This is a genomic window from Alteromonas sp. C1M14 (assembly GCF_018860965.1).
Classification (GTDB): Bacteria; Pseudomonadota; Gammaproteobacteria; order Enterobacterales; family Alteromonadaceae; genus Alteromonas.
In genome coordinates this window covers 353,491-377,163 of the sequence record NZ_JAHKQF010000002.1, presented here as the reverse complement: position 1 = coordinate 377,163, position 23,673 = coordinate 353,491, and the positions used below count along the sequence as shown (strand labels likewise).

The following is a 23,673-nucleotide window of genomic DNA, read 5'->3' as shown; positions in this document are numbered from 1 at the left end:
GTTTTCCTAAGCGCTTAGTTCGCCGCGCAAATTTGATATGAGTTGGGTTTTTAATTCATCAATACTCAGTGATTGACTTAACAGGTAGTGTAATTTGGCTAACGCCGCTTCAGGGGTCATATCGCGACCAGACAAGACACCGGCTTCTTTTAAATTGTTGCCGGTGGCATAGCCGCCCATGTTCACTCTTCCCCGTAGGCATTGAGTACAGTTGAGTACCACAATATCCCGTTGTTCTGCGTATTTCAGTTGGGCCAGAAGGGCGCTTTGTTGCGGGGCGTTACCCACGCCATAGCTTAGTAAAATAAGCGCGTTAACTGGTTGCTGTAACGTATTTTTAATAACTTCTGGTGCAATACCCGGATAAAGACTGACTAATCCGATGGGTTGGGACGTTACTGTGGCGACGGTTAGCGGCAGATTGCTGGAAAGCGCGAGTTCTCCAGCGCGCAAACGAATGTTGATTCCCGCTTCCAGCAATGGGGGAAAGTTAGGGGAATCAAAGGCGTTAAAGCCGTCTGCATCCACTTTGCGACTGCGGTTCCCTCGCAGTAAGCGATTGTTAAAAAATAAACTGACTTCGGCGATGGGATAGTTAGCCGCCACGTATAAGGCATTTAATAGGTTTACCTGACCATCAGAGCGTAATTCTGCGAGGGGAATTTGAGATCCCGTCACTATCACTGGCTTTGACAAGTTCTCAAGCATAAAGCTTAACGCTGACGCCGTGTACGCCATGGTGTCTGTGCCATGAAGAATAATAAAGCCGTCATACTTATTGTAGTTTTGTGCAATGTCATTGGCAATCAGTTGCCAATGAGAAGGTGCCATATCGGAAGAATCGATAAGATCGTCATATTCATGAAGGGTGAAATTAGGCATCTCGGCGCGATGAAATTCAGGCATCTTAGCCAGTGTATCCCCAAGAAAGCCAGGCGCGGGCACATACCCTTGAGTTGAAGGTTTCATGCCAATGGTACCACCTGTATAGGCGATATAAATATGCTTTTTCATGAGGGCTCCTTTTTGCGCCGTATTGTAACAGCCTGGTGACGCAAGTCATCCACAAGGAGATTAATACCGAGGGCGTTATCTTATTTTATGGAGACGTGGACGTAGAGAGAAGAAAAAACGGGTTGATAACTAGCCCTGTTTGGCTGGCTATCAACCCGTTAGAGGTATCATTGACTGGATTTATTTAACTTCTTTACCGGCAGCTTGTTGATCAGCATGATAGCTTGATCTCACCATAGGTCCGCATGCGGCATGAACAAAGCCGATGTCTTTTGCGTAGTCGCCAAGGGCATCAAATTCGTCAGGATGTACATAGCGTTTTACTGGGTAGTGGTGACGAGAAGGTTGTAAATACTGGCCTAAGGTCAACATATCTACCCCATGTGCACGTAAATCACGCAGAACCCCTTGGATCTCTTCGTTTTCTTCACCCATGCCCATCATCAAACCCGATTTTGTTTTGACCTCAGGATGCTGAGCTTTGAATTTTTTAAGCAGATCTAATGACCATTGGTAGTTGGCGCCTGGACGACATTCTCGATACAAGCGAGGAATGGTTTCAAGGTTATGGTTAAACACATCAGGCACCCCTTGTTTGAATATTTCTAATGCCCGGTCCATGCGGCCACGGAAGTCTGGCACCAAGACTTCAATTGTCGTACTTGGGCTATGTTCTCGAATGGCGTTAATACAATCGACAAAATGCTGAGCGCCACCATCTCGCAAATCGTCACGATCCACAGAGGTGATAACCACATAGTTAAGCTTCATTTCAGCGATGGTACGGGCCAGTTTTTCCGGCTCTTCAGCACTTGGGGGTAAAGGTTTACCGTGAGCGACATCACAAAACGGACAGCGTCGGGTACAAATATCGCCTAAAATCATGAACGTCGCGGTGCCATGATTAAAGCATTCAGCAAGGTTCGGACATGAAGCTTCTTCACATACCGAGTGTAATTTATTTTTCCGTAAGGTCTGCTTTATAGAATCGATACGATCCGTTGTTCGTGGTAACTTAATTTTTATCCACGATGGCTTGCGCAACATTTCGGCTTTCTCTGTCGGAACAATGGTGACAGGAATATGTTTTACTTTTTCATCATCCCGGAGTTTTATTCCGGCTTTAGGACGTGCGTTACTCATCAAAACCTTCTTTATAAATAGACTGCTCAATGCTCAGATTTTTTAGCAGTTGATGCGTGAGAGCAGGGCCCGTTTCAGATAGGGATTCAGGGCCGTGCAGACGTGATGTATCGGTCATTTCTAACCCGGCATAACCACAAGGGTTAATTCGAGAAAAAGGCGTGAGATCCATATTAACATTTAATGCCAAACCATGAAATGAGCAGCCACGACGTATTCGTAATCCTAAGGAACAAATTTTTTGTTCATTCACGTAAACCCCTGGCGCATCTTTTTTAGGGTAGGCGTCAATATCATACTCTGCCAGTAAGGCAACCACGGCATCTTCCATGGCGCTAACAAGTTGGCGTACGCCAATTTTACGGCGTCGAATGTCCAGCATCAAATAAATAACCTGTTGCCCTGGACCGTGATAGGTGACTTGGCCGCCGCGGTCCACATTGACAATGGGGATGTCTCCTGCCATCAGAATATGTTCTGCTTTACCGGCCTGACCTTGGGTAAACACCGGATCATGTTCCACTAACCATATTTCATCTGTGGTTGCAGACGTACGGTTGTCGGTAAATGACTGCATACGTTGCCACACCGGAGAATAAGCTTGGCGATGGAGTTGCCGTACTATTACCGTATTGTGTAACACGTCCACTATAGGACTACCCGAACCAATTCCAGTTTCGCCAGTTCTTTGTATATGGTTTCCATATGGGTCTTGCTAGTAACACGTACGCTAACCGACACCGAGTGGTAATTACCCTTGGTGCTAGGCTTTACTGTAGGCGAGTAATCACCTGGCGCGTGTTCTTGCAGACAGCCAATGACGTGAGAGGGTAAATCGTCATGGGCAATGCCCATTACCTTGAACGTTTGAAAACAGGGAAAATCCAGTAACTCATCAAACCGGGTATCCATGGAGATATCCTTACATGTAGCTAAACAAAACGGCCAGATTATAACAATCTGGCCGTTTCTGAACTAGTGAAATATGTTGGCTTTATTCATCCCAGCCTAATTGCAGCATGAGGTAATCGACGATGCGGTCGAAAAATCCGCCTTCATTGACTTCCTGGAGGGCAACGAGTGGGTATTGAGCCACGTCGCTACCATCGAGCTGGAGATATAAGGTGCCAACAACTTGGCCTTTGGCAAGTGGAGCTTCAAGCTTTTTATCTAATTCAAAGTTAGCTTCAAGTTTACCGGCTTGCCCTCTTGGAATAGTAATGGGGGTAGATTGATTAATTCCAAGATCTACGGTTTCTCTATCACCCATGTAAATGCGGTGAGAAACAAAGCTGTCGCCGGCTTTGTAGGGAGTGACCGTTTCGTAGAAACGAAAACCGTAGCGCAACAGCTTTTTGTTTTCTTCTTTACGGGCGCGCTCGCTGTCGGTACCCATAACCACGGAAATTAAACGCATATCACCTTGTTTTGCCGAGGTGATCAGGCTGTATCCCGCATCGGAAGTGTGACCGGTTTTGATACCATCCACGTTCAGGCTTTGATCCCATAGTAAGCTATTACGGTTATATTGCTTGATGCCGTTATAGGTAAATTCTTTCTCGCCGTAAATAGCATAAATGTCGGGGGTTTCGGCCACTAACGCTTGGGCCAATTTCGCCATGTCACGAGGCGTGACGTAATGGTCTGGATCATGTAAACCATGGCTATTTACAAAGTGAGAAGACGTCATACCTAACGCTTGTGCGTGGGCATTCATCATACTGGCAAAAGCGCTTTCAGAGCCAGCAATATGTTCGGCCATGGCGACGCAGGCATCGTTACCAGATTGAATGATGATCCCCTTGATAAGGTCTTCAACTTTAACTTGTGTACCCACTTCGATAAACATCTTCGAGGAATCGGGGAAATTCTTGGCCCACGCATTTTCCGAGATGGTGACCATGTCGTCCATGCTGATGTTACCGGCTTCAAGTTCTTTACCAATGACATAGGAGGTCATCATTTTAGTTAAACTGGCAGGGGGCAATTGCATGTCAGCATTTTTTTCAGCAATGACCTGGCCGGTTTCGTTATCCATCAGCACAAAACCTTCGGCTGCAACGCTTGGAGCAGGGGGAATAACAACGTTGGCTCGAGCCGGTGCCAAGCTGATAATAAACAGCGATAAAATAAGGGATAGCAAGACGGACGGATTAGCGCACTTTATATTTTTATACATGGGAGTATTGGTACCGTATTTTTTAAAACAAACTAGAAGGAATTTTAACGTAAGCCCTCGTGTTGGACTAGGTTTTATCGCAAAAGTTTAGCGTAAATGTCAGTATGAATTGTTATTTCCTCGTCAGTCCCGCGATGTGACCCGATGAATGCCCGTTTTTGCGAGTATTCATAAGTTTTCACGGATTTGATAAGCGCCGGGATAGCCATTTTTCTTTAAGTCTTCTAACAATAGTTGCACTTTAAACTTATCTCTTAATGGCCCTAAACGTAATTTATAAATATTATCGATAAGGGGAGTGATGGCAGGAACGTTATACAGATTCGACAATAAGGTCGATACTGACTGGGCACGGGTTTCATCACTGACGGCCGCCACCTGAATATAAATATCTTCAGCGCTAGCAGTAGTGTCAGCATCCGGTGTTTGCGGCGTTAACCCCGCGTATTGCTGATAAGAAACCGTGGGGCCGTTACCCACAGTAACCTGATTATTTTCATCGAAATAGATCACTTCTAATTTGACTTTAGTCGTGCCATTTTGATGGTAGCCCAGCTTTTTTGCCGCGGCGTAAGATAAATCAATAATGCGATTATCGTGAAAGGGGCCGCGGTCATTAACCCGAACGATGGCGGTTTTGCCATTTTCTAAATTGGTGACTTTTACGTAGCTTGGTAAAGGTAGCGTTTTATGGGCTGCTGTCATGGCGAACATGTCATAGGTTTCGCCGTTAGAAGTCAGGTGACCGTGAAATTTTTGTCCATACCATGAAGCGAACCCCGTTGCTTCGTATCCTTTGCCTGTTTGCAGGGGGAAATAACGTTTCCCTAGTACCTCGTAGGGTCTGCTGTTGAAGGCTTTATAGGGTTCATACTTAGGTTCGGCGTTGGTATAGGTTGGTTCGTCATAAACAAACGTAGGCGCAGAGTCGCTATGCTGGGCGTAGCGACTACTAGACTGACAACCTGTCAGCATGAATGCAGTAATTAAGCAAAACCAAAATTGTGTGCGCATTTATCGGGATAAAAATCGTTTTTGTGTGCCGATTGCCATAAGAATGCCAAACCCTGCCATCAAAGTCACCATGGATGTACCACCAAAACTTACTAAAGGAAGGGGAACCCCTACCACTGGCAGTAATCCTGAAACCATTCCCATGTTAACAAACACATAAACAAAGAAGGTGAGGGTGATGGAACCGGCTAGCAGTTTACTGTAGGCATCTTGTGCCCGGTTCGCAATAATAAGACCGCGAATAATGATAAACAGATAAATACTGAGTAAACCCAATACACCGATGAGCCCAAATTCTTCGCTAAATACGGCGAATATGAAGTCGGTGTGACGTTCGGGTAGAAATTCAAGTTGGGACTGGGTGCCTTGTAGCCAACCTTTGCCTTCCAGTCCACCAGAGCCAATGGCAATTTTCGACTGGATGATGTGATAACCTGAACCAAGGGGATCGGATTCTGGATTTAAAAAAGTGGTGACCCGTTGTTTTTGGTAGTCCTGCATTAAGAAAAACCACATGATCGGCGCAAAGGCGCCAGCCATAGTGGTTAAAAGTGCAATAAGACGCCAACTCATACCGGCAAGAAAAATAGCAAAAATCCCTGAACTGGCAATCAATAATGAGGTACCTAAATCAGGTTGTTTGGCAATCAATACAGTGGGTACCATGACCAGCAAAAAGCCACCCACAATCTGGATTAAACGAGGGGGAAGGGGAAACTTACTAATGTACCAAGCGACCATCATAGGTACCGCCAGTTTCATTAATTCAGACGGCTGGAAACGAACAAATTTAAGATCTAACCAGCGCTGAGCCCCTTTGCCTACGTCACCAAAAAGCAATACAGCAATCAGCATTAATAAGCCAACGATATAAGCATAGGTAGAGAGTCGTCGATACGCCATTGGAGGCACTTGTGCCATAAACAGCATGACCCCCATGGCGATAACTAAACGGGTGGCTTGTCTTTCCATTTGTAGAGGATCTTGGCCTGAAGCTGAATAAAGGGTATATAACCCTACTGTCATCAGTACCAGTAGACCCAGCAGCAACCATCCATCAACATGAAAACGTTGCCAAAACGTGGTTTGATTTTGGTTCAGTGTGGTGCGTTTCACGGTGTACCTGCGGTTGCGTTGTCATTGCTTTCATCGGTTTTCGGTTGCATAAAATCATGATCGCGAAAATAAAAATCCATCACCTGACGGGCCACAGGGGCGGCATTACTGCTACCACCACCAGCGTTCTCTACCACAACGGTAACCGACACTTCTGGATCATCAAACGGTGCAAATGCCACAAACATGGCGTTATCACGTAAATGCTCTGAAACATTGTCGGCATCGTAAGATTCATTTTGCCCCACAGAGAAAAGCTGGGCTGTGCCAGATTTGCCGCCAGATTGATAGGGAGCATCAGAAAAAGAATGCCGACCGGTGCCTTCATCGCCATGATTCACATTATGCATGGCCCCTAACATGAGATCCCAGTTTGCATCATCGACCACCGAGATAGGGCGCATGGTTTTAGGCGGCGAGATGCTCTCCTCGCCTTGCTTGTTTTTTACTCCACGAATAATCTGCGGAACATAGCGTTCGCCATGATTAATAAGCGTATTAATGGCCTGATTTAATTGGATAGGGGTTGCCGTCCAATAGCTTTGTCCAATGCCAACCGGAATGGTATCGCCGATGTACCAGGGTTGATTAAAACGGGCGCGTTTCCAGCCTCGGCTAGGCATATTGGCCGACGACTCTTCGTATAAATCAATACCGGTGTAATCACCAAAGCCAAATTGGGTCATGGCATCACTGATTTTATCAATACCCAGTTTATAGGCGAGGTCGTAATAGAAGGTGTCGCAGGACACGGTAACAGCCCGCACCACATTTACTTTACCATGGCCCCACTTTTTCCAGTCACGCCAAACGTGACTGACATTGGGTAATTTGTATCGTCCAGTATCATTGATGGTTGTTTCCGGCGTAATAACACCGTCTTCGAGGCCTACTACGCCTAGTAACGGCTTGATGGTTGACGCCGGAGGGTATTGGCCTTGAGTTGCACGGTTAATCAATGGCCGGTCGGTGGAATTTAATAACGCAGAATAATTTTTTCGACTTATGCCGTGAACAAATAAATTAGGATCATAACTTGGGCTTGAAAACAACGCTAACACTCCGCCAGTTTTCGGGGAGGTAATAACAACCGTGCCCCGTTTGCCGTTTAACGATTGCTTTGCCGCCAGTTGTAAGGGTAAATCGATATTTAATACAATATCTTTACCTGGTACGGGGGGATCAATACTCAATGTACGAATAATACGCCCTTGACTATTAACTTCGACTTGCTGATAACCCACTTGGCCATGTAGTTCTTCTTCATGGTATTTTTCGATACCTAGTTTGCCGATATCGTATGTGGCGGCATAGTTGGCTTCCTGGCCAGCTTCCACTAGCTTTTGCAGATCTTTCTTATTAATTTTAGCAACATAGCCAAGCACGTGGGTTAAGGTATCGCCATAAGGATAGTAGCGAGAAAGTCGCGCTTCGATGGAAACCCCATGAAACCGGTGTTGTTGGGCTGAAAAACGGGCAACTTCTTCTTCGGTAAGGGATGTACGCAAAGCAATGGGTTTAAAGCGGCGTTGACCTCGGTACGTGCGAAGAAAGTTTTCCTTTTCTTCCTCTGTGATCCCCATCAGCCGAGAAAGCTCGGCGAGGGTGTCGTCTAAGTTATCAACCTCTTCTGGCACCACTTCTAAACTAAATACGGGGCGATTTTCTGCCAAGATGGTGCCATTTCTGTCGTATATAAGGCCCCGATTAGGTGCGATGGGAACGACTTTTATTCGGTTACCGTTAGATCGGGTTTGATAGACATCGTGTTGCTTTACTTGCAACATATAAAGGTTGCTTACGACGATCCCCAGCATGACAAGTACAATGAGCAATGAGATAGCTGCCCGCCGGGCAAAGAGATTGGATTCCGCGCTATGATCGCGAATAGTTTGTCTTTTACGTCCCATTGCTATTCTCGGTGATACGGATGATTTTGTGTCACCGACCAAGCACGATATAAGCTTTCAGCTACCACGATACGAACCAAGGGATGGGGAAGGGTAAGCGGAGAGAGGGACCAGCGTTGTTCTGATGCTTTGATGCAAGCAGGGGCTAAGCCTTCGGGCCCACCAATGAGTAAACTCACATCTCTGCCGTCCATCTTCCAGGTGTCGAGCTGTTTGGCAAGTTGGGGGGTTGTCCAAGGTTTGCCTGTGACTTCCAAAGTAACGATGCGGTGGTTTTTGGGCACCGCCGCAAGCATGGCATCGCCTTCTTTTTGAAGAATACGGGGTATGTCAGCATTCTTACCCCGCTTACCTGCTGAAATTTCGACGAAACTGACGGGTAAGTCCGCGGGAAATCGGCGCGTAAATTCTTCTACGCCCCGCGTAACCCAATCTGGCATTTTTGTGCCCACAGCGACTATTTGTATTTTCACCGTATTACAACATCCCGGTACATTATGAACGTGAAGGGCTTAAACGAGGGCGTACAAACATTTTAACGTGATTTTTTGCGCAAACGTTTGAACTTACTCGCCCCACAATTTCTCAAGTTGATAAAAGTCGCGGGTTTCATCCTGCATTACATGCACAATAATATCGCCTAAATCTACCAACACCCATTCACCTGTCTCTTTGCCTTCCATATTAAGAGGTGCGTGACCGGCTTGTTTCATTTCTACCTGTAGGTTCTCCGCAATGGCCACCACATGGCGCTTGGAATTACCTGAACAAATGATCATGGTGTCGGTAATGGTCGATTTTCCCTTAACATCAAGTTCGATTACGTCTCGGGCTTTTAAATCATCAATTTTGTCCAAGACAAATTGTTTGAACTGTTTACTGTCCAAAAGTTCTCCTTAAAATTACAAAAAAATTGCGTTACCGCTTAACTATAGCGAATTGTAACGCAATCTGTCTAAAGTACGTTAGTTAAGGTCTTCAATAACCGGGATGGTATTAACGGGCACCCCCATAAATAGCATGCAAAGATGGGCAAGTTTAATAAAAGGGTGAACAACCACATTCTGTTTAAATGCCAAGTCAGCGCGTTCAATATGACCTCGGATTGCCTTTAAGGCTTCAGGGGTTAATCGCCCAAGGGCTGCCTGATAAACAGATTGCCGATTTTTCCAAATTCCCATGCGCATCCAATTTATGGGCTCATGATTTAATTGCAAAGACTGTAATTTGGTCAGCGTTTGCCATTCTCGAATGAATGCCCAAATCACGATATTAGGTTCTAAACCTTCACTCTCTAGGCGATAGAGCATTTTTATACATCGGGACTGTTCGCCAGCAAGCATGACATCGATTAACTGAAAAATGTTGAACCGTGACTGGTCTACCATGGCAGCTTCGACTTGATCTGACGACAGCCTTTGATTTGGATAAATTAATGCCAGCTTTTCAATTTCTTGTTTGGCTGCAAGCAAGTTGCCCTCACACATATCTGCAAGCATTTTAACGCAGGTGGGATCGCTTTGAAGGCCATATTTATTCAGCGTTTGTTGGATCCAATTCGACAATTGCTTGTCTTCTAACGGGTAGCAAAGTGAATGTACGCCAATGGCATCTAAGGCTTTAAACCACTTACTGCGCTGCACATCTTTTCCAATCCGCGGACCATGAATCAACAACAGTAAATCATCACTCAGTGATGACGCCACGGTTTGTAGCACCTGGCTACCTTCTTTACCTGGCTTGCCGGTGGGCAGCTCTAATTCAATGAGTTGCTGAGATGAAAAGAGGGATAGGGCTTGGGTGGCTTCAACGAGTTGGTGCCAGTTAAATGTGTTATCGGCAACCAATACGGTACGTTCAGTAAACCCGGCGTCTTTTGCTTTAAGGCGCAGGGCATCTATCATCTCAAATTTTTGTTGAGGTTCGTCTCCAAACAACAAATAGCAAGGTTTGAGTTGACGGGATAATTCCTGTTCGAACCGGTTTGGATACACTTGCATGGTTAATTATAACTCAGGGGTAGACTGAGAAGCTTGTGTGGTCAAACGTCGAATGATTTTATCCGCGGCCTCATCACGCATTTCGCTAAGTACTAACTCGAGTTCTCGAGATTTGGCTAGCACCTGTTCAGGATCGTCTTGATAATCCCTTAATACTTCAAAATACGCTTTGATAGGCGCCTTATCGGGGAAGGTTACCGTGTAACCGACCCCATAGATAAGTTCGTATTCTGCTACCTGGCCGGAAGCAAAGAGCGACAATAAACGGCGCTCTAATTGTTCCGGTTGAATGTCAATATGTACCGATGTGTCAGGAGACGGACTGTCCGCAATGCTGCCACCTTGAATGTTATATACCTTAAGTCGCTTTTTAAGCGCTCGGGCTAACGGCGAGTGCGCTTGGGCCGAGGACATTGCCACATAATTTACAGAGGGCGGTAAGGCTTGGTTACCGCGCAAATGAAAACCACAACTTGTCAAAGACAAGAGGGTGGCGATGAAACATAAACGTATCAGTGGCTTATACATATTAGTTAGCTACTATATTAACCAGCTTACCTGGCACAACAATTACCTTACGGATTTGTTTGCCTTCGATAAACTGTTGTACATTGGGTTGCGCTAAGGCGTCAGCTTCAACGGCCTCTTTGGCAGCGTCGGCAGGCACCGTCATTTTGGCACGAACTTTACCGTTTACTTGCACAACAATGAGTTTTTCCGCTTCTACCATGGCATTTTTATCAGCAACTGGCCATGGCGCTTGCTCGATGGTAGTGCTGTGTCCCAGTTTAAGCCAAAGATGATGACAAATATGAGGCGTGATAGGGTTTAGCAACCGTAACATCGCTTCGATGGCCTCGCGCATCACTTCATGATCTGAGGCCGAGTCCTGCGGGGCTTTTTGTAAGTGGTTTAACAGTTCCATCACCGCTGCCACGGCGGTGTTAAATGTTTGCCGGCGACCAAGATCGTCGGTGACTTTAGCAATGGTTTTATGCACCTCACGACGCAAAGCCTGCTGCTGTTTGTTCAAACTACTAGCATCAACGGCCAGTGGCGAGCCAGACACTTGAATATGTTCGTTAACCAACTTCCAAATACGTTTTAAGAAGCGATTCGCTCCTTCAACGCCGGAATCTACCCATTCGAGGGTTTGTTCTGGTGGTGCTGCAAACATGGTAAACAATCGCACCGTATCTGCCCCGTACAGATCAATCACGGCCTGAGGATCGATACCATTGTTTTTAGACTTGGACATTTTCGTCATGCCGCCGTGTTGTACAGGCGTGCCGTCTTTAGTTAACCAAGCTTTGATGATGCGACCTTTTTCGTCTTTCTCGGTAGACACATTCAGCGGCGAGTACCAGGTTTTTTTGCCTGATTCGTCTTCGCTGTAATAAGAGTCTGCCAATACCATACCTTGGCACAACAACCGTTTAAAAGGTTCATCCGAGTTCACTAAACCTTCATCACGCAATAATTTATGGAAGAAGCGCGAGTACAAAAGGTGCAAAATAGCGTGTTCGATACCACCAATGTATTGGTCTACGGGCAACCAGTAGTTCGCTTGGGTAGGATCAAGCATTGCCGTATCATTTTGTGCACAGGCATAACGGGCGTAATACCAGGAAGATTCCATGAAGGTGTCAAAGGTATCGGTTTCCCGGAAGGCGGTTTGTCCTTCATAGCTGGCTTTAGACCACTCAGGATCCGCTTTTATGGGCGAGATAACACCGTCCATTTCCACATCTTCGGGTAACACAACGGGAAGCTCATTTTCAGGCACGGGTACCGACTCACCATTCTCAAGATTCAGAATGGGGATAGGTGCACCCCAGTAACGTTGACGGCTTACCCCCCAGTCGCGCAGACGATAATTGACTTTTTTACTGCCGCATCCTTTATTGATGAGTTCATCAGCGATGGCGTTAAAGGCATCATCAAAAGACAGGCCATTAAAATTGCCTGAGTTTATTAAACTACCTTTTTCGGTGAAAGCGGCTTGGGTAAGATCGCAAGGCTCATCACTTTTACTGCTCGGCGCAATCACCTGTTTTATTGATAGGCCATATTTGGTGGCAAACTCCCAATCACGTTGGTCATGACCGGGAACCGCCATAACGGCTCCTGAGCCGTAATCCATCAGTACAAAATTGGCTACCCAAACGGGGACTTCTTCACCCGTTAACGGGTGAATGGCTGTTAGGCCCGTATCACAGCCTTTTTTCTCCATGGTTGCCAGTTCAGCTTCGGCTACCTTGGTATTTTTACATTCTTCAATGAAAGCCGCCAATTCTGGGTTATTGGTTGCGGCAAATTCAGCAATGGGGTGTTGTGCTGCTACACCTACATAGGTAACACCAAAAAAGGTGTCGGGACGGGTAGTGTATACAGTCAGTGAATTAACCTCGCCGGCAGGGGTAGACAGGTTAAAGGTGATTTCCACACCTTCAGAACGCCCAATCCAGTTTGCTTGCATGGCGCGGACTTGATCTGGCCAGTCATCCAATTGCTCTAAATCTTGGAGCAATTCGTCGGCATAGTCGGTGATTTTGATAAACCACTGGGGAATTTCTTTTTGTTCGACTAAGGCACCTGAACGCCAACCACGTCCGTCAATTACTTGTTCATTGGCCAAAACCGTTTGGTCTACAGGATCCCAATTCACCGTTGAGTTTTTCTTGTAAACAAGGCCTTTTTCGTACAACCGAGTGAAAAACCATTGTTCCCAGCGGTAATAGTCGGGTTTACAGGTAGCCACTTCTCGATCCCAATCGTAACCAAAACCTAGTGACTTAAGCTGACCTTTCATGTAATCGATATTAGAATAGGTCCAGTTTGCCGGTGCGGTGTTATTGTTTATTGCTGCATTTTCTGCAGGTAAACCAAAGGCATCCCAACCCATAGGTTGTAGGACGTTTTTGCCCTGCATACGCTGAAAACGGCTAATGACATCACCAATGGTGTAGTTTCTAACGTGCCCCATATGGAGTCGGCCACTGGGATAGGGAAACATGGAAAGACAATAGAATTTGTCCTTCTCTTCGTCTTCTACCGCTTTGAATGATTGATTTGCATCCCAGTATTGCTGGACATTTTGTTCTATTTCTTTGGGGTTGTACTGATTTTCGGCCATTGTAAATAAGGCTTCCGCGTTAATATTGATGACTTCGTGATAAGCCGCATAGAATACCCCACCGGCCCACATTGTCACAATAGCAGCGCGACTTTTTTATCTTCGTATGCTGAGTTTTTAGGCGCTTTTGGCCGTATTTTTTACAAACGGGTGTGATGGCCCGTGGATAGCACCCTGTTTTAAGGTAATTTAAGGGTATCCGACGGAGCAAAAATCCGCTTTTACGATGGCTGAAAGGTTTGACAGCGGCCGGTAATTCGCGTTTCATTTACAAAAAATGGGTTTTCAGGAAGTTATGACCGTTAGAGGTACAATCACCCCCCTTAATGCGAAGGCGCTTTCACCGGGCCTAAATCGCAGGCAGATTAACCAAGCATTAAAAGACAGTGAAGCCATGTCGGTGGCATTCATTGGTCAAGAGCGAGCGCGTGAAGCCCTCGCTTTTGGCTTGGGCGTAGACACAAAAGGCTACAACCTATATGTGATGGGCGAGCCCTCCACGGGACGCTTTAGTTTGGTCAAAGATTTTATCGAACGCCAAATAGCCACATTACCGCCCCCCGAGGACTGGGTTTATTTAAATAATTTTGATGAAGAGCGCGAACCCGTGGTGTTGCGAATGGCACCTGGTGAAGGCCGTGAACTGGTTAAAGACATCAGTGGGCTAATCGATGATTTGCTCGATACATTTCCTGCTGCATTTGACAACCCAGGATATCAACGTAAAAAATCCGCCATCAAAAAAGCATTTGAAAAACGCTACGATGAAGCCATCGACAGTGTCGAGCGTTATGCCCAAGCCCATGAAGTCGCGTTGTATGACGAGTCTAATGCCATTTCATTTGCCCCCATTGTGAACGGGAAGCCAATTACGGACGACGAATTTGCGGCGTTAGATGCAGATAAACGGCAGTACTTTTACGACCTTATTGATGATTTAGAAAACCGTCTTAGCGAAAGTTTGCTGGGGTTGCCTGCCTGGAAAAGAGCCTGCTCTGAAAAAATTCGCCAGCTTGACAAAGACACTGCCGAATTAGGCATAAAGCCGCTACTGAAAAATTTAGAACATAAATATGCTAACCAATTAGGGGTGCTTAAAACCCTGCGTAAAATGCGCACCCATTTGGTTGAAACGATTGTGTCGCTGCTAGCAGAAGAAAACAAAGACGAGAAGCCAGATGACATCGACCGGCGTCTCTATTTGGAAGAACAATATTTACCTAATGTGTTGGTGGGCCACTTATTAGAAGACAGCGCGCCTGTGGTGTATGAAGCAAACCCGACATATCAAAATTTATTTGGCAAAATTGAATACACCAATATTCATGGCAGCGTGTATACCAACTACCGCATGATCCGCCCCGGTGCTTTGCATAAAGCAAACGGTGGCTATTTATTGTTAGACGCTGACCAGGTTATTGAACAACCCTTTGTATGGGAAGCGTTGAAATTGGCCATAAAATCCGGTTCATTAAAAATGGATCTCCCGCAACAGGATGTGGGAATGGTGAATGCGATAACGTTAAATCCGCAACCTGTGGATTTAAAAGTAAAGGTCATTTTGCTGGGTAGTCGAGATTTGTATTATACGCTGCAAGATTACGACGACGAATTTGATGAATTATTTAGGGTTCTGGTGGATTTTGACTATGAAATCCCGGTAACTCGACAATCAACATTTGATTTTGTTGGCAAGGTAAGACACCAAGTAGAAGCCGCAGGCTTATCCGGTATTGCACCAAAAGCGATGTACCGGCTAGTCGAATATTCGTTAAGAATGGCGGAGCACCAAGAAAAATTATCAGCTCATTTTGCCCAGGTAATAGAGTTGATTCATGAGGCCCGCTATTTTGCGTTTCAGCAAAAGTCGTCCCAACTTGAATTGGCACATATCGAAACAGCCCTTAACGCCAAAAAGCGCCGTACCGGGCGAGTAAGCCATGCATTACTTAATGATATCAAAGAAGGTCATGTACTGATTGCCACCGAAGGAAAGGCCGTGGGCAAGGTCAATGGCCTTACCGTGCTTGAAGTAGGCGGCACGGCTTTTGGTACACCGGCAAGGATCACCGCAACGGTGTACGCCGGTGCCAATGGGGTGGTGGATATCGAGCGTGAAGTCGAGTTAGGTCAGCCTATCCATTCTAAAGGGGTGATGTTATTAACGGGGTATCTGGGCAATAAATATGCCCAGCATTTTCCGTTAACCTTGTCGGCCAATATTGCCCTTGAACAATCTTACGGACACATTGATGGCGACAGCGCATCCCTCGCCGAATTAATAGCGCTAATCTCGTCGTTAACGGAGATCCCCGCCACCCAGTCGTTGGCTGTAACAGGCTCGATTAACCAATATGGTGAAGTTCAAGCGGTGGGGGGGGTAAATGAAAAAATCGAGGGCTTTTTCGATTTATGCCAGCACCGAGGCCTTAACGGTGAACAAGGTGTGGTGATCCCCAAATCCAATGCCATTAATTTGGTGTTAGATAAAGGGGTTGTAGATGCGGTTAAAAAAGGCTTGTTTCATATTTATACCGTGGAAACCGTCGATGAAGCCGTGTGTTTAGTGTTACAAAAAGAAGCGGGAGAAATGTCTACCCGTGGCCGTTATCAAAAAAATACAGTGAACTACCATGCGGTAAACCGGTTGTACAACATCGCCTTGATGGTAAATGGGGGAGACGATGATTAATTTTGGCAATAACAATAAGGTTATAAATTTATGAGAGTAACGCGTAACTTTGCGGCGGCAGTAGGAATACTTACAATGTGCCTCAGTGGGAAAGGGTTTGCTAGTACACCGGTGTTGACGTTACAAGAGGCTAATCGCTTAGTGGCAATGCCTTTACACTGTGCGCAAGAAGAGTATCCCAATAAATTAAATCAAGTATTAGATGATGCCTCGTATTTGAAAAGTCCGAAAGCATTACACCCTGCATTTTATGGCTGTTTCGATTGGCATTCTAGTGTTCACGGTCATTGGATGATGGTATCTCTATTGCGCCATTTTCCTGAGTTAGCAAACAGTGACGAAATTCGCCAGAAGCTAAAACAAAACCTTACTGCACAGAATATCCAAGGGGAAATAGCGTATTTTTCTATGCCTCACAGTGGGACTTTTGAACGCACTTATGGCTGGGCTTGGCTGCTTAAATTAGCCGAGGAATTGGATAAATGGGATGATCCCTTGGCGAAAGAATTGGCGCAAAACCTACAGCCATTAACGGCACTTATCGTTACTAAATATTCTGAGTTCCTACCAAAATTAGTGTACCCCAATAGAACGGGCGAGCATCCGAATACCGCTTTTGCTTTGTCCATGGCTTATGATTTTGCCCTTCAAACTGACAATCAACCTTTTGCTGATTTATTATCGAATAGAGCAAAACATTGGTATGGAGATGATAAATCATGCCCGTTAAGCTGGGAGCCAAATGGATTTGATTTTTTATCCCCATGCTTTGAAGAATTGGACGTGATGCGCAAGGTTTTGGCGCCAGCGGAATTTACCACATGGGCGGATAATTTCTTGCCGGGCTTGTCACAAAAGGGGTTTGAGCTTACGCCAGCAAAAGTGAGCGACCGAACCGACGGAAAGCTGATACATTTGGATGGTTTGAATTTTAGCCGTGGCTGGGTGCTCTATGGTTTGATAAGTGAATTTCCTGAGCGATATGGTCACTTACAATCCATCGCCGATACCCATGTGACTTACTCTTTGCCGGCTATTGTGGATGGCAACTATGAAGGCACTCATTGGCTAGGTAGTTTTGCGGTGTATGCGTTACAGCATGCAGCCCTTACCCAGCCTTAATCTATCAGTAGAAACCATGCCGTCGATAATGCCTACCTTGATAGGGTAAATCGGCGGCACATTGGTATCCACAAGGAATTACTTCGGGGGCATTCTTAGCCCGCCATCAAGACGGATCGTCTCTCCATTAAGATAACTGTTCTTCCAAATGTGGGTGACCAGTGCAGCAAATTCATCCGGTAAACCTAAACGCTGAGGGAAGGGCACGTTACTGCTAAGACCGTCCTGTACGGCCTGTGGCATTGCCAACAATAAAGGTGTTCCCATTACGCCCGGTGCCACGGTGTTAACACGAATTCCTAAGGGCGCGAGGTCGCGGGCCATGGGGAGGGTCATACCGATAATGCCAGCCTTGCTGGCCGCATAGGCGGTTTGGCCTATTTGTCCTTCATACCCTGCAATTGACGCGGTGTTAATAATAACGCCCCGTTCCCCCTGGTTATTTGGTGATTGGATTGCCATTATTTCTGCGGCTAATCGACTCACATTGAATGTGCCCAGCAGATTAATATCGATGGTTTGGCGGTATTTATCTAACGGGGCAGCTTGACCTCCCTTGTCTAAAGTGCGCATGGCGGGCGCAATGCCGGCGCAATTTAAGCAAAGGCCTAACTGACCAAAGGTGTTTTGAGCGCCTTGCAGTGCATGTTTAACGTCGCCCTCATTGGTCACGTCCACTTTGAAGAAACGGGCTTTATCGCTGTCTAACGCGACAATACATTGATTGCCTTGTTCTTCACTGATATCCAGCAAAGCCACATTTACGCCCCGTGCAAGTAAATAACGGGCTGTGGCATAACCGAGGCCTGACGCACCGCCGGTGATAACGGCGGTTGAGAGAATTGGATCCATGTGCTTATTCCTATTACCTTTACGTTAACGTAAGTGTAACCGGACAGTCTCAATTGACAAGACTTTGCCAATTGGAAGACTTAAAAAGGATCTATTGCTTTGGCAACTGTATTTTACGTTCTTCGGTAGGGCGGTAAATCACAAGCATATGGCCAATCACCTGGACTTTGACGGCATTGGTCTCACGAACGATGGCGTCCATGATCAATACTTTTTCTTCTTTGTCGTCGGTAGGCACCTTAACTTTTATTAATTCATGATGATTAAGCGCGTTGTCGATCTCGGCTACAACCCCTTCTGTGAGGCCGTTTGCGCCAAGTTGCACAACGGGTTTAATGGCGTGGGCGAGGCCCTTTAAAAATTGCTTTTGTTTATTTGAAAGTTTCATTTATCCGTATTTCTTACAATTAAAATAACGTTATACCTTGAAATAACGTATTCTAACGCCATCTTCGAAACAATCCTAATGACAATGTGTTGGAATGACAAAAAAGAAACATTCAGCCAGTTCTAAACGCTGGTTAAAAGAACATTTTGATGACCATTACGTCCAGCAAGCACAAAAGCAAGGCTGGCGGTCTCGTGCGGTTTTTAAGTTGGAAGAAATTCAAACGAAAGACCGTCTGATTAAACCTGGCATGACTGTGGTGGATCTTGGCGCCGCGCCTGGCGGCTGGTCTCAACTCGCTTCTCAACTAGTTGGCGATAAAGGGCAGGTCATCGCGTGCGATATTCTTGCCATGGATCCCATCGTCGGCGTTGACTTTTTACAAGGGGATTTCCGTGATGAAGCGGTTCTGGAAACTTTATTGAACAGAATCGACGGAAAAACCGTAGACGTTGTGCTGTCCGATATGGCGCCAAACATGAGTGGTAACAACTCAGTGGATCAAAACCGGTCTATGTATTTGTGTGAGTTGGCCTTAGATATGTGTCATCAAGTGCTGAAACCTAAGGGAAGTTTTGTTATCAAAGTTTTTCAGGGGGAAGGATTTGATGAGTACTTTAGAGCATTGCGCAGCGCGTTTAGCAGTATAAAAACCCGCAAGCCGGATTCGTCACGGGCGCGATCTCGGGAAGTGTATTTGGTGGCTACCGGGTACAAAGTGTAGTACGCTGTAATGTGACGAAGTATGGAATGCATTTCGTACGGAATTAAAAGAGTGCAAACAGTTTAATAGAGATTGTCTGCTTCCCGTGGAATGGAAAGGCAAATTGTTGTCATCGAATCCCGGATTTTCCGGTTTTATTAGAGGTTAGTAGCTTGAGCGATATGGCAAAAAATTTAATCTTATGGTTAGTTATCGCCGTTGTGTTGATGTCGGTTTTCCAGAGTTTTTCTCCGGGTGAATCCACGCGTACGCAGACGGACTATACAACATTCCTGAAAGAAGCAAATCAGGGTAACGTGCGTGAAGTGCGCATCGACAGTGATGCCCGCGAAATACGCGGTACTCGACGGAACGGGGAGTCTTTTGTGACGTACATTCCCTATTTCGATGATCAACTGATTTCTGATTTAGTTAAAAAAGACGTGCGTATCTTAGGTGAACCCCCTGAGAAACCCTCCATTCTTACGTCTATCTTTATTTCATGGTTCCCCATGCTGCTACTTATTGCGGTTTGGATTTTCTTTATGCGTCAAATGCAGGGCGGCGGTGGCCGTGGTGCTATGTCGTTTGGGAAAAGTAAAGCCCGGTTATTGGGTGAAGACCAAATTAAAACCACTTTTGCTGACGTTGCAGGCTGTGACGAAGCAAAAGAGGATGTCTCTGAACTAGTTGATTTCTTGCGTGACCCGTCAAAATTCCAGAAATTGGGCGGCAAGATTCCAAAAGGCGTACTAATGGTAGGCCCTCCTGGTACGGGTAAAACCCTACTGGCTAAGGCTATTGCTGGGGAAGCAAAGGTACCATTTTTCACCATTTCAGGGTCTGATTTTGTAGAGATGTTTGTGGGCGTGGGTGCATCCCGGGTTCGTGACATGTTCGAACAAGCGAAAAAAGCCGCTCCGTGTATCATCTTTATTGATGAAATCGACGCGGTTGGCCGCCAACGTGGCGCCGGTTTAGGTGGCGGTCACGACGAGCGCGAGCAAACCCTTAACCAGATGTTGGTTGAGATGGATGGCTTTGAAGGTCATGAAGGCATCATTGTTATTGCCGCGACCAACCGTCCAGATGTGCTTGACCCTGCCTTGTTACGCCCAGGTCGTTTCGATCGCCAAGTGGTTGTTGGTTTACCCGATATCCGCGGTCGCGAGCAAATATTGAAAGTGCATATGCGTAAGGTACCGATTGCCGATAACGTAGAAGCGTCAGTGATTGCCCGTGGTACACCTGGATTTTCCGGTGCTGACCTAGCTAACTTAGTAAACGAAGCGGCGTTATTTGCTGCACGAGCTAATAAGCGTCTTGTGGCAATGGAAGAGTTTGATAAAGCAAAAGACAAGATCATGATGGGCGCTGAGCGTAAATCTATGGTGATGTCTGAAGATGAAAAAGCCATGACGGCTTATCATGAAGCCGGCCACGCCATTGTGGGCCGAATGGTGCCAGAGCACGATCCGGTTTATAAAGTGTCGATCATTCCGCGAGGCCGAGCCCTAGGTGTGACTATGTATCTACCCGAGCAAGACAGGGTAAGTCATTCTAAGCAGCACCTTGAAAGCATGATTTCGAGTCTGTTTGGTGGTCGTATTGCCGAGCAAATTATCTTTGGCGACGACAAAGTCACCACCGGCGCATCTAATGACATTGAGCGCGCAACGGAGATTGCTCGTAAAATGGTTACCCAGTGGGGACTTTCCAGTAAGATGGGCCCAATGTTGTACGCAGAAGATGAAGGTGAAGTCTTCTTGGGTAAATCCATGTCGAAAGCGTCAAATATGTCTGATGACACAGCCCGCGCTATTGATGCTGAAATAAAGGCAATCATCGACAGTAATTACGACCGCGCGCACAATATTCTTGAAGAAAACATCGACATCCTTCACACCATGAAAGATGCGTTGATGAAATACGAGACCATTGATGCCAAGCAAATCGATGATTTAATGGCAAGACGGGAAGTACGTCCACCGGCAGATTGGGATGACCGAGCGCCGAAAGGTGACGACAATCCTCCAGGCGGTAAGCCGAGTCGCGAAGGGGAAATCAAAGACGATGGCGTCGATAAGCCATCCGTAGGTAAGCCAGGCGACCTGCCAAGTTAACACAAAAAATAAACGCCAGCTTAAGCTGGCGTTTTTAATCCTGCTTCTATCACTCAATCGTTATCAACAATGACAGATATACGTTATGCACTTTAAACATACTGAAGTAGATCTTTTGACTTCCCATGTAATGGGTATACTCAACGTAACGCCAGACTCCTTCTCTGATGGGGGCCGGTATAACTCGGTGGAAAAGGCATTAGATAAAGCCAAGCAAATGGTAGAGGCCGGTGCCACCTTTATTGATATTGGCGGTGAATCAACCCGTCCTGGCGCACCTGCAATTACTGAACAAGAAGAGTTAGATCGGGTTATCCCTGTGGTTGAACGCCTTTCTAACACTTTAGAATGTGTGTTGTCCGTTGATACCAGTAATCCGGTTGTGATGACGCAAGCGGTATCCGCCGGCGTTGGGCTCATTAACGATGTCCGTGCGTTGCAAGTGCCTGGGGCGTTAGAAGCCGCCGCTAAGGCTCAAGTCCCCGTGTGTCTTATGCACATGAAAGGTGAGCCGACTACCATGCAGGCCGCGCCGTCTTATGAAGATGTGGCAGATGATGTCATCAATTTTCTGCTGGCGAGGGTAGATGCGTGTAAACAAGCTGGCATCGATGACGATAAAATTTTATTAGATCCTGGTTTTGGTTTTGGTAAAACCCTCGATCATAATTATCAATTATTGGCTGAACTTGGTCGTATCCAACATTTAGGCTATCCACTGCTAGTGGGGATGTCTCGTAAATCGATGATTGGCGCGTTGACGGGTAAGCCAGTAGAACAACGCTTAGCAGGGAGTATTGCATTGGCCACCCTTGGTGCCCATATGGGGGCCAAAATCATTCGCGTACACGACGTGGATGAAACCGTGGATGCAATAAAAATTGTGACAAAAATTCAACAAATAAAAGAAACAATTCAAGGAGCCTGAAATGGGTCAGCGCAAATTTTTTGGTACAGACGGTATTCGGGGTAAAGTGGGCGAAAGTGCCATCCATCCCGAATTTGTGACCAAACTGGGCTGGGCTGCCGGAAAAGTTCTGGCAGGTCATGGTACGAATAAGGTACTGATTGGTAAAGATACACGTATTTCAGGTTATATGCTGGAGTCGGCGTTAGAGGCTGGTTTATCTGCAGCTGGCATTAATATAGGGCTGCTCGGTCCCATGCCAACCCCCGCTATTGCTTATTTAACTAAGACTTTCCGTTCTGAGGCGGGCATTGTTATCTCTGCGTCTCACAACCCGTATTACGACAACGGTATCAAGTTTTTTTCTGCCGATGGGTATAAATTAGATGACGATATCGAATTGGCAATTGAGTCCATGCTCGAAGAGCCGATGACTTGTGTTGCCTCTAATAAATTAGGTAAAGCAACGCGCATTACCGATGCTGCAGGCCGCTATATTGAATTTTGTAAAGGCTCATTTCCTTCTGATTTGTCGCTAAAAGGCATGAAAATCGTGGTTGATTGTGCCCACGGGGCGACTTATCACATCGCGCCTAATGTTTTGTCAGAGCTAGGGGCAGATGTGATTGAAATTGGTACTTCTCCTGATGGCCTAAACATCAACGATAAAGTGGGTGCCACGGCTATGAAGGCCACGGTGGATAAAGTAAAAGAAACCGGCGCTGATATGGGTTTCGCTTTAGACGGTGATGGTGACCGGATTATGCTTGTTGACCATCTGGGGAATGTCCTCGATGGGGATCAGATCTTGTACATCGTTGCTCGGGACGCGCTAAAATCTGGACGTTTATCCGGTGGTGTAGTGGGTACCTTAATGAGTAATCTCGGCTTAGAAGTAGGGCTGAGTAAATTGGGCATACCTTTTGCGAGAAGTGCGGTGGGCGACCGTTATGTGATGGAACTGTTACAGCAAAAAGGCTGGGCAATTGGTGGTGAAAACAGTGGCCATATTTTAAACTTAAATATTGCATCTACTGGTGATGGTATTGTTGCTGGATTACAGGTCATCACTGCCATGTTACGCGCGGGTATGAACCTTCACGAACTGAGCGGCGGTTTTGAGGTTTTCCCACAGACGCTGATCAACGTTCGTTATGATGACAGTGCAGGCAACCCACTTGAAAGCGAAGACGTAAAAATGGCTGCTAAAGAAGCAGAGACCTCATTAGGTAAAACTGGGCGAGTATTGCTACGTAAGAGTGGTACTGAACCGCTTATTCGCGTTATGGTAGAGACTGATGACGAAATGCATTCACTAAAATGGGCCGAATTTATCGCCGATGCTGTACGTAAAGTGGCCAATTAGTTGATTCG

The 23,673-nt window shown here is 46.1% G+C and carries 21 protein-coding genes; 6 read left to right on the top strand and 15 right to left on the bottom strand.

Features of this window, described 5'->3' with window-relative positions; genetic code table 11:
* Nucleotides 1-6 precede the first annotated feature (6 nt).
* The 13 genes from ansA to leuS form a co-directional block, all read right to left on the bottom strand.
* A complete protein-coding gene (ansA, locus tag KO501_RS02215; protein WP_216028007.1) occupies nt 7-1,014 on the bottom strand; it encodes an asparaginase in 1,008 nt (335 codons plus the stop codon).
* Nucleotides 1,015-1,194: 180 nt separating this feature from the next.
* Nucleotides 1,195-2,157, bottom strand: a complete 963-nt coding sequence (gene lipA / locus KO501_RS02210) for a lipoyl synthase (RefSeq protein ID WP_216028006.1) — start codon at nt 2,155-2,157, stop codon at nt 1,195-1,197.
* The gene (lipB, locus tag KO501_RS02205) at nt 2,150-2,806 is read right to left on the bottom strand and encodes a lipoyl(octanoyl) transferase LipB (RefSeq protein WP_216028005.1); all 657 of its coding nucleotides are present in this window, start codon (nt 2,804-2,806) and stop codon (nt 2,150-2,152) included. Before lipB ends, lipA begins: the two co-directional genes overlap by 8 nt.
* Nucleotides 2,806-3,069 (bottom strand): DUF493 family protein YbeD, encoded by a 264-nt coding sequence (gene ybeD / locus KO501_RS02200; RefSeq protein ID WP_216028004.1) that lies wholly within the window; start codon nt 3,067-3,069, stop codon nt 2,806-2,808. Before ybeD ends, lipB begins: the two co-directional genes overlap by 1 nt.
* An 82-nt stretch (nt 3,070-3,151) precedes the next feature.
* Nucleotides 3,152-4,336, bottom strand: coding sequence for a D-alanyl-D-alanine carboxypeptidase family protein (locus KO501_RS02195; protein ID WP_216028003.1), 1,185 nt, complete (start codon nt 4,334-4,336; stop codon nt 3,152-3,154).
* Between the two features lie 168 nt (nt 4,337-4,504).
* A complete protein-coding gene (locus tag KO501_RS02190; protein WP_216028002.1) occupies nt 4,505-5,350 on the bottom strand; it encodes a septal ring lytic transglycosylase RlpA family protein in 846 nt (281 codons plus the stop codon).
* Entirely contained in the window at nt 5,351-6,466 is a 1,116-nt protein-coding gene (rodA, locus tag KO501_RS02185; RefSeq protein ID WP_216028001.1) for a rod shape-determining protein RodA, read from the bottom strand.
* On the bottom strand, nt 6,463-8,376 hold the full coding sequence (gene mrdA, locus KO501_RS02180) for a penicillin-binding protein 2 (protein ID WP_216028000.1): 1,914 nt from the start codon (nt 8,374-8,376) through the stop codon (nt 6,463-6,465). The genes rodA and mrdA overlap by 4 nt, the downstream gene beginning before the upstream one ends.
* 2 nt (nt 8,377-8,378) lie before the next feature.
* Nucleotides 8,379-8,849, bottom strand: coding sequence for a 23S rRNA (pseudouridine(1915)-N(3))-methyltransferase RlmH (rlmH, locus tag KO501_RS02175; protein ID WP_216027999.1), 471 nt, complete (start codon nt 8,847-8,849; stop codon nt 8,379-8,381).
* Between the two features lie 93 nt (nt 8,850-8,942).
* Nucleotides 8,943-9,263 (bottom strand): ribosome silencing factor, encoded by a 321-nt coding sequence (gene rsfS / locus KO501_RS02170; RefSeq protein WP_216027998.1) that lies wholly within the window; start codon nt 9,261-9,263, stop codon nt 8,943-8,945.
* Nucleotides 9,264-9,341: 78 nt separating this feature from the next.
* Nucleotides 9,342-10,376, bottom strand: a complete 1,035-nt coding sequence (gene holA / locus KO501_RS02165; RefSeq protein WP_216027997.1) for a DNA polymerase III subunit delta — start codon at nt 10,374-10,376, stop codon at nt 9,342-9,344.
* 6 nt (nt 10,377-10,382) lie between these two features.
* Complete coding sequence (gene lptE, locus KO501_RS02160; protein ID WP_216027996.1) at nt 10,383-10,904, bottom strand: LPS assembly lipoprotein LptE; 522 nt, start codon at nt 10,902-10,904, stop codon at nt 10,383-10,385.
* Nucleotide 10,905: 1 nt separating this feature from the next.
* Nucleotides 10,906-13,512 (bottom strand): leucine--tRNA ligase, encoded by a 2,607-nt coding sequence (leuS, locus tag KO501_RS02155; RefSeq protein WP_216028186.1) that lies wholly within the window; start codon nt 13,510-13,512, stop codon nt 10,906-10,908.
* 295 nt (nt 13,513-13,807) lie between these two features.
* Here leuS and KO501_RS02150 point away from each other — a divergent pair, with 295 nt between their 5' ends.
* Nucleotides 13,808-16,204: an AAA family ATPase gene (locus KO501_RS02150; RefSeq protein ID WP_216027995.1), complete on the top strand. Its 2,397-nt coding sequence runs from the start codon at nt 13,808-13,810 to the stop codon at nt 16,202-16,204.
* Nucleotides 16,205-16,279: 75 nt separating this feature from the next.
* Nucleotides 16,280-17,326, top strand: coding sequence for a DUF2891 domain-containing protein (locus tag KO501_RS02145; protein ID WP_216027994.1), 1,047 nt, complete (start codon nt 16,280-16,282; stop codon nt 17,324-17,326).
* A 78-nt stretch (nt 17,327-17,404) separates the two neighbouring features.
* Here KO501_RS02145 and KO501_RS02140 read toward each other — a convergent pair whose 3' ends face one another.
* Nucleotides 17,405-18,178, bottom strand: coding sequence for a 3-hydroxyacyl-CoA dehydrogenase (locus tag KO501_RS02140; protein ID WP_216027993.1), 774 nt, complete (start codon nt 18,176-18,178; stop codon nt 17,405-17,407).
* Between the two features lie 91 nt (nt 18,179-18,269).
* Entirely contained in the window at nt 18,270-18,566 is a 297-nt protein-coding gene (gene yhbY, locus KO501_RS02135; RefSeq protein WP_216027992.1) for a ribosome assembly RNA-binding protein YhbY, read from the bottom strand.
* A gap of 94 nt (nt 18,567-18,660) precedes the next feature.
* Between yhbY and rlmE the strand changes: the two genes are divergently transcribed.
* The 4 genes from rlmE (at nt 18,661) to glmM (ending at nt 23,665) form a co-directional block, all read left to right on the top strand.
* A complete protein-coding gene (gene rlmE, locus KO501_RS02130) occupies nt 18,661-19,290 on the top strand; it encodes a 23S rRNA (uridine(2552)-2'-O)-methyltransferase RlmE (RefSeq protein ID WP_216027991.1) in 630 nt (209 codons plus the stop codon).
* A 152-nt stretch (nt 19,291-19,442) separates the two neighbouring features.
* Nucleotides 19,443-21,392: an ATP-dependent zinc metalloprotease FtsH gene (gene ftsH, locus KO501_RS02125; RefSeq protein WP_216027990.1), complete on the top strand. Its 1,950-nt coding sequence runs from the start codon at nt 19,443-19,445 to the stop codon at nt 21,390-21,392.
* Nucleotides 21,393-21,477: 85 nt separating this feature from the next.
* Nucleotides 21,478-22,320 carry a dihydropteroate synthase gene (gene folP, locus KO501_RS02120; RefSeq protein ID WP_216027989.1) on the top strand — a complete coding sequence of 281 codons (843 nt, stop codon included), beginning with the start codon at nt 21,478-21,480 and terminating at the stop codon, nt 22,318-22,320.
* 1 nt (nt 22,321) lies between these two features.
* A complete protein-coding gene (gene glmM / locus KO501_RS02115) occupies nt 22,322-23,665 on the top strand; it encodes a phosphoglucosamine mutase (protein WP_216027988.1) in 1,344 nt (447 codons plus the stop codon).
* Nucleotides 23,666-23,673 lie beyond the last annotated feature (8 nt).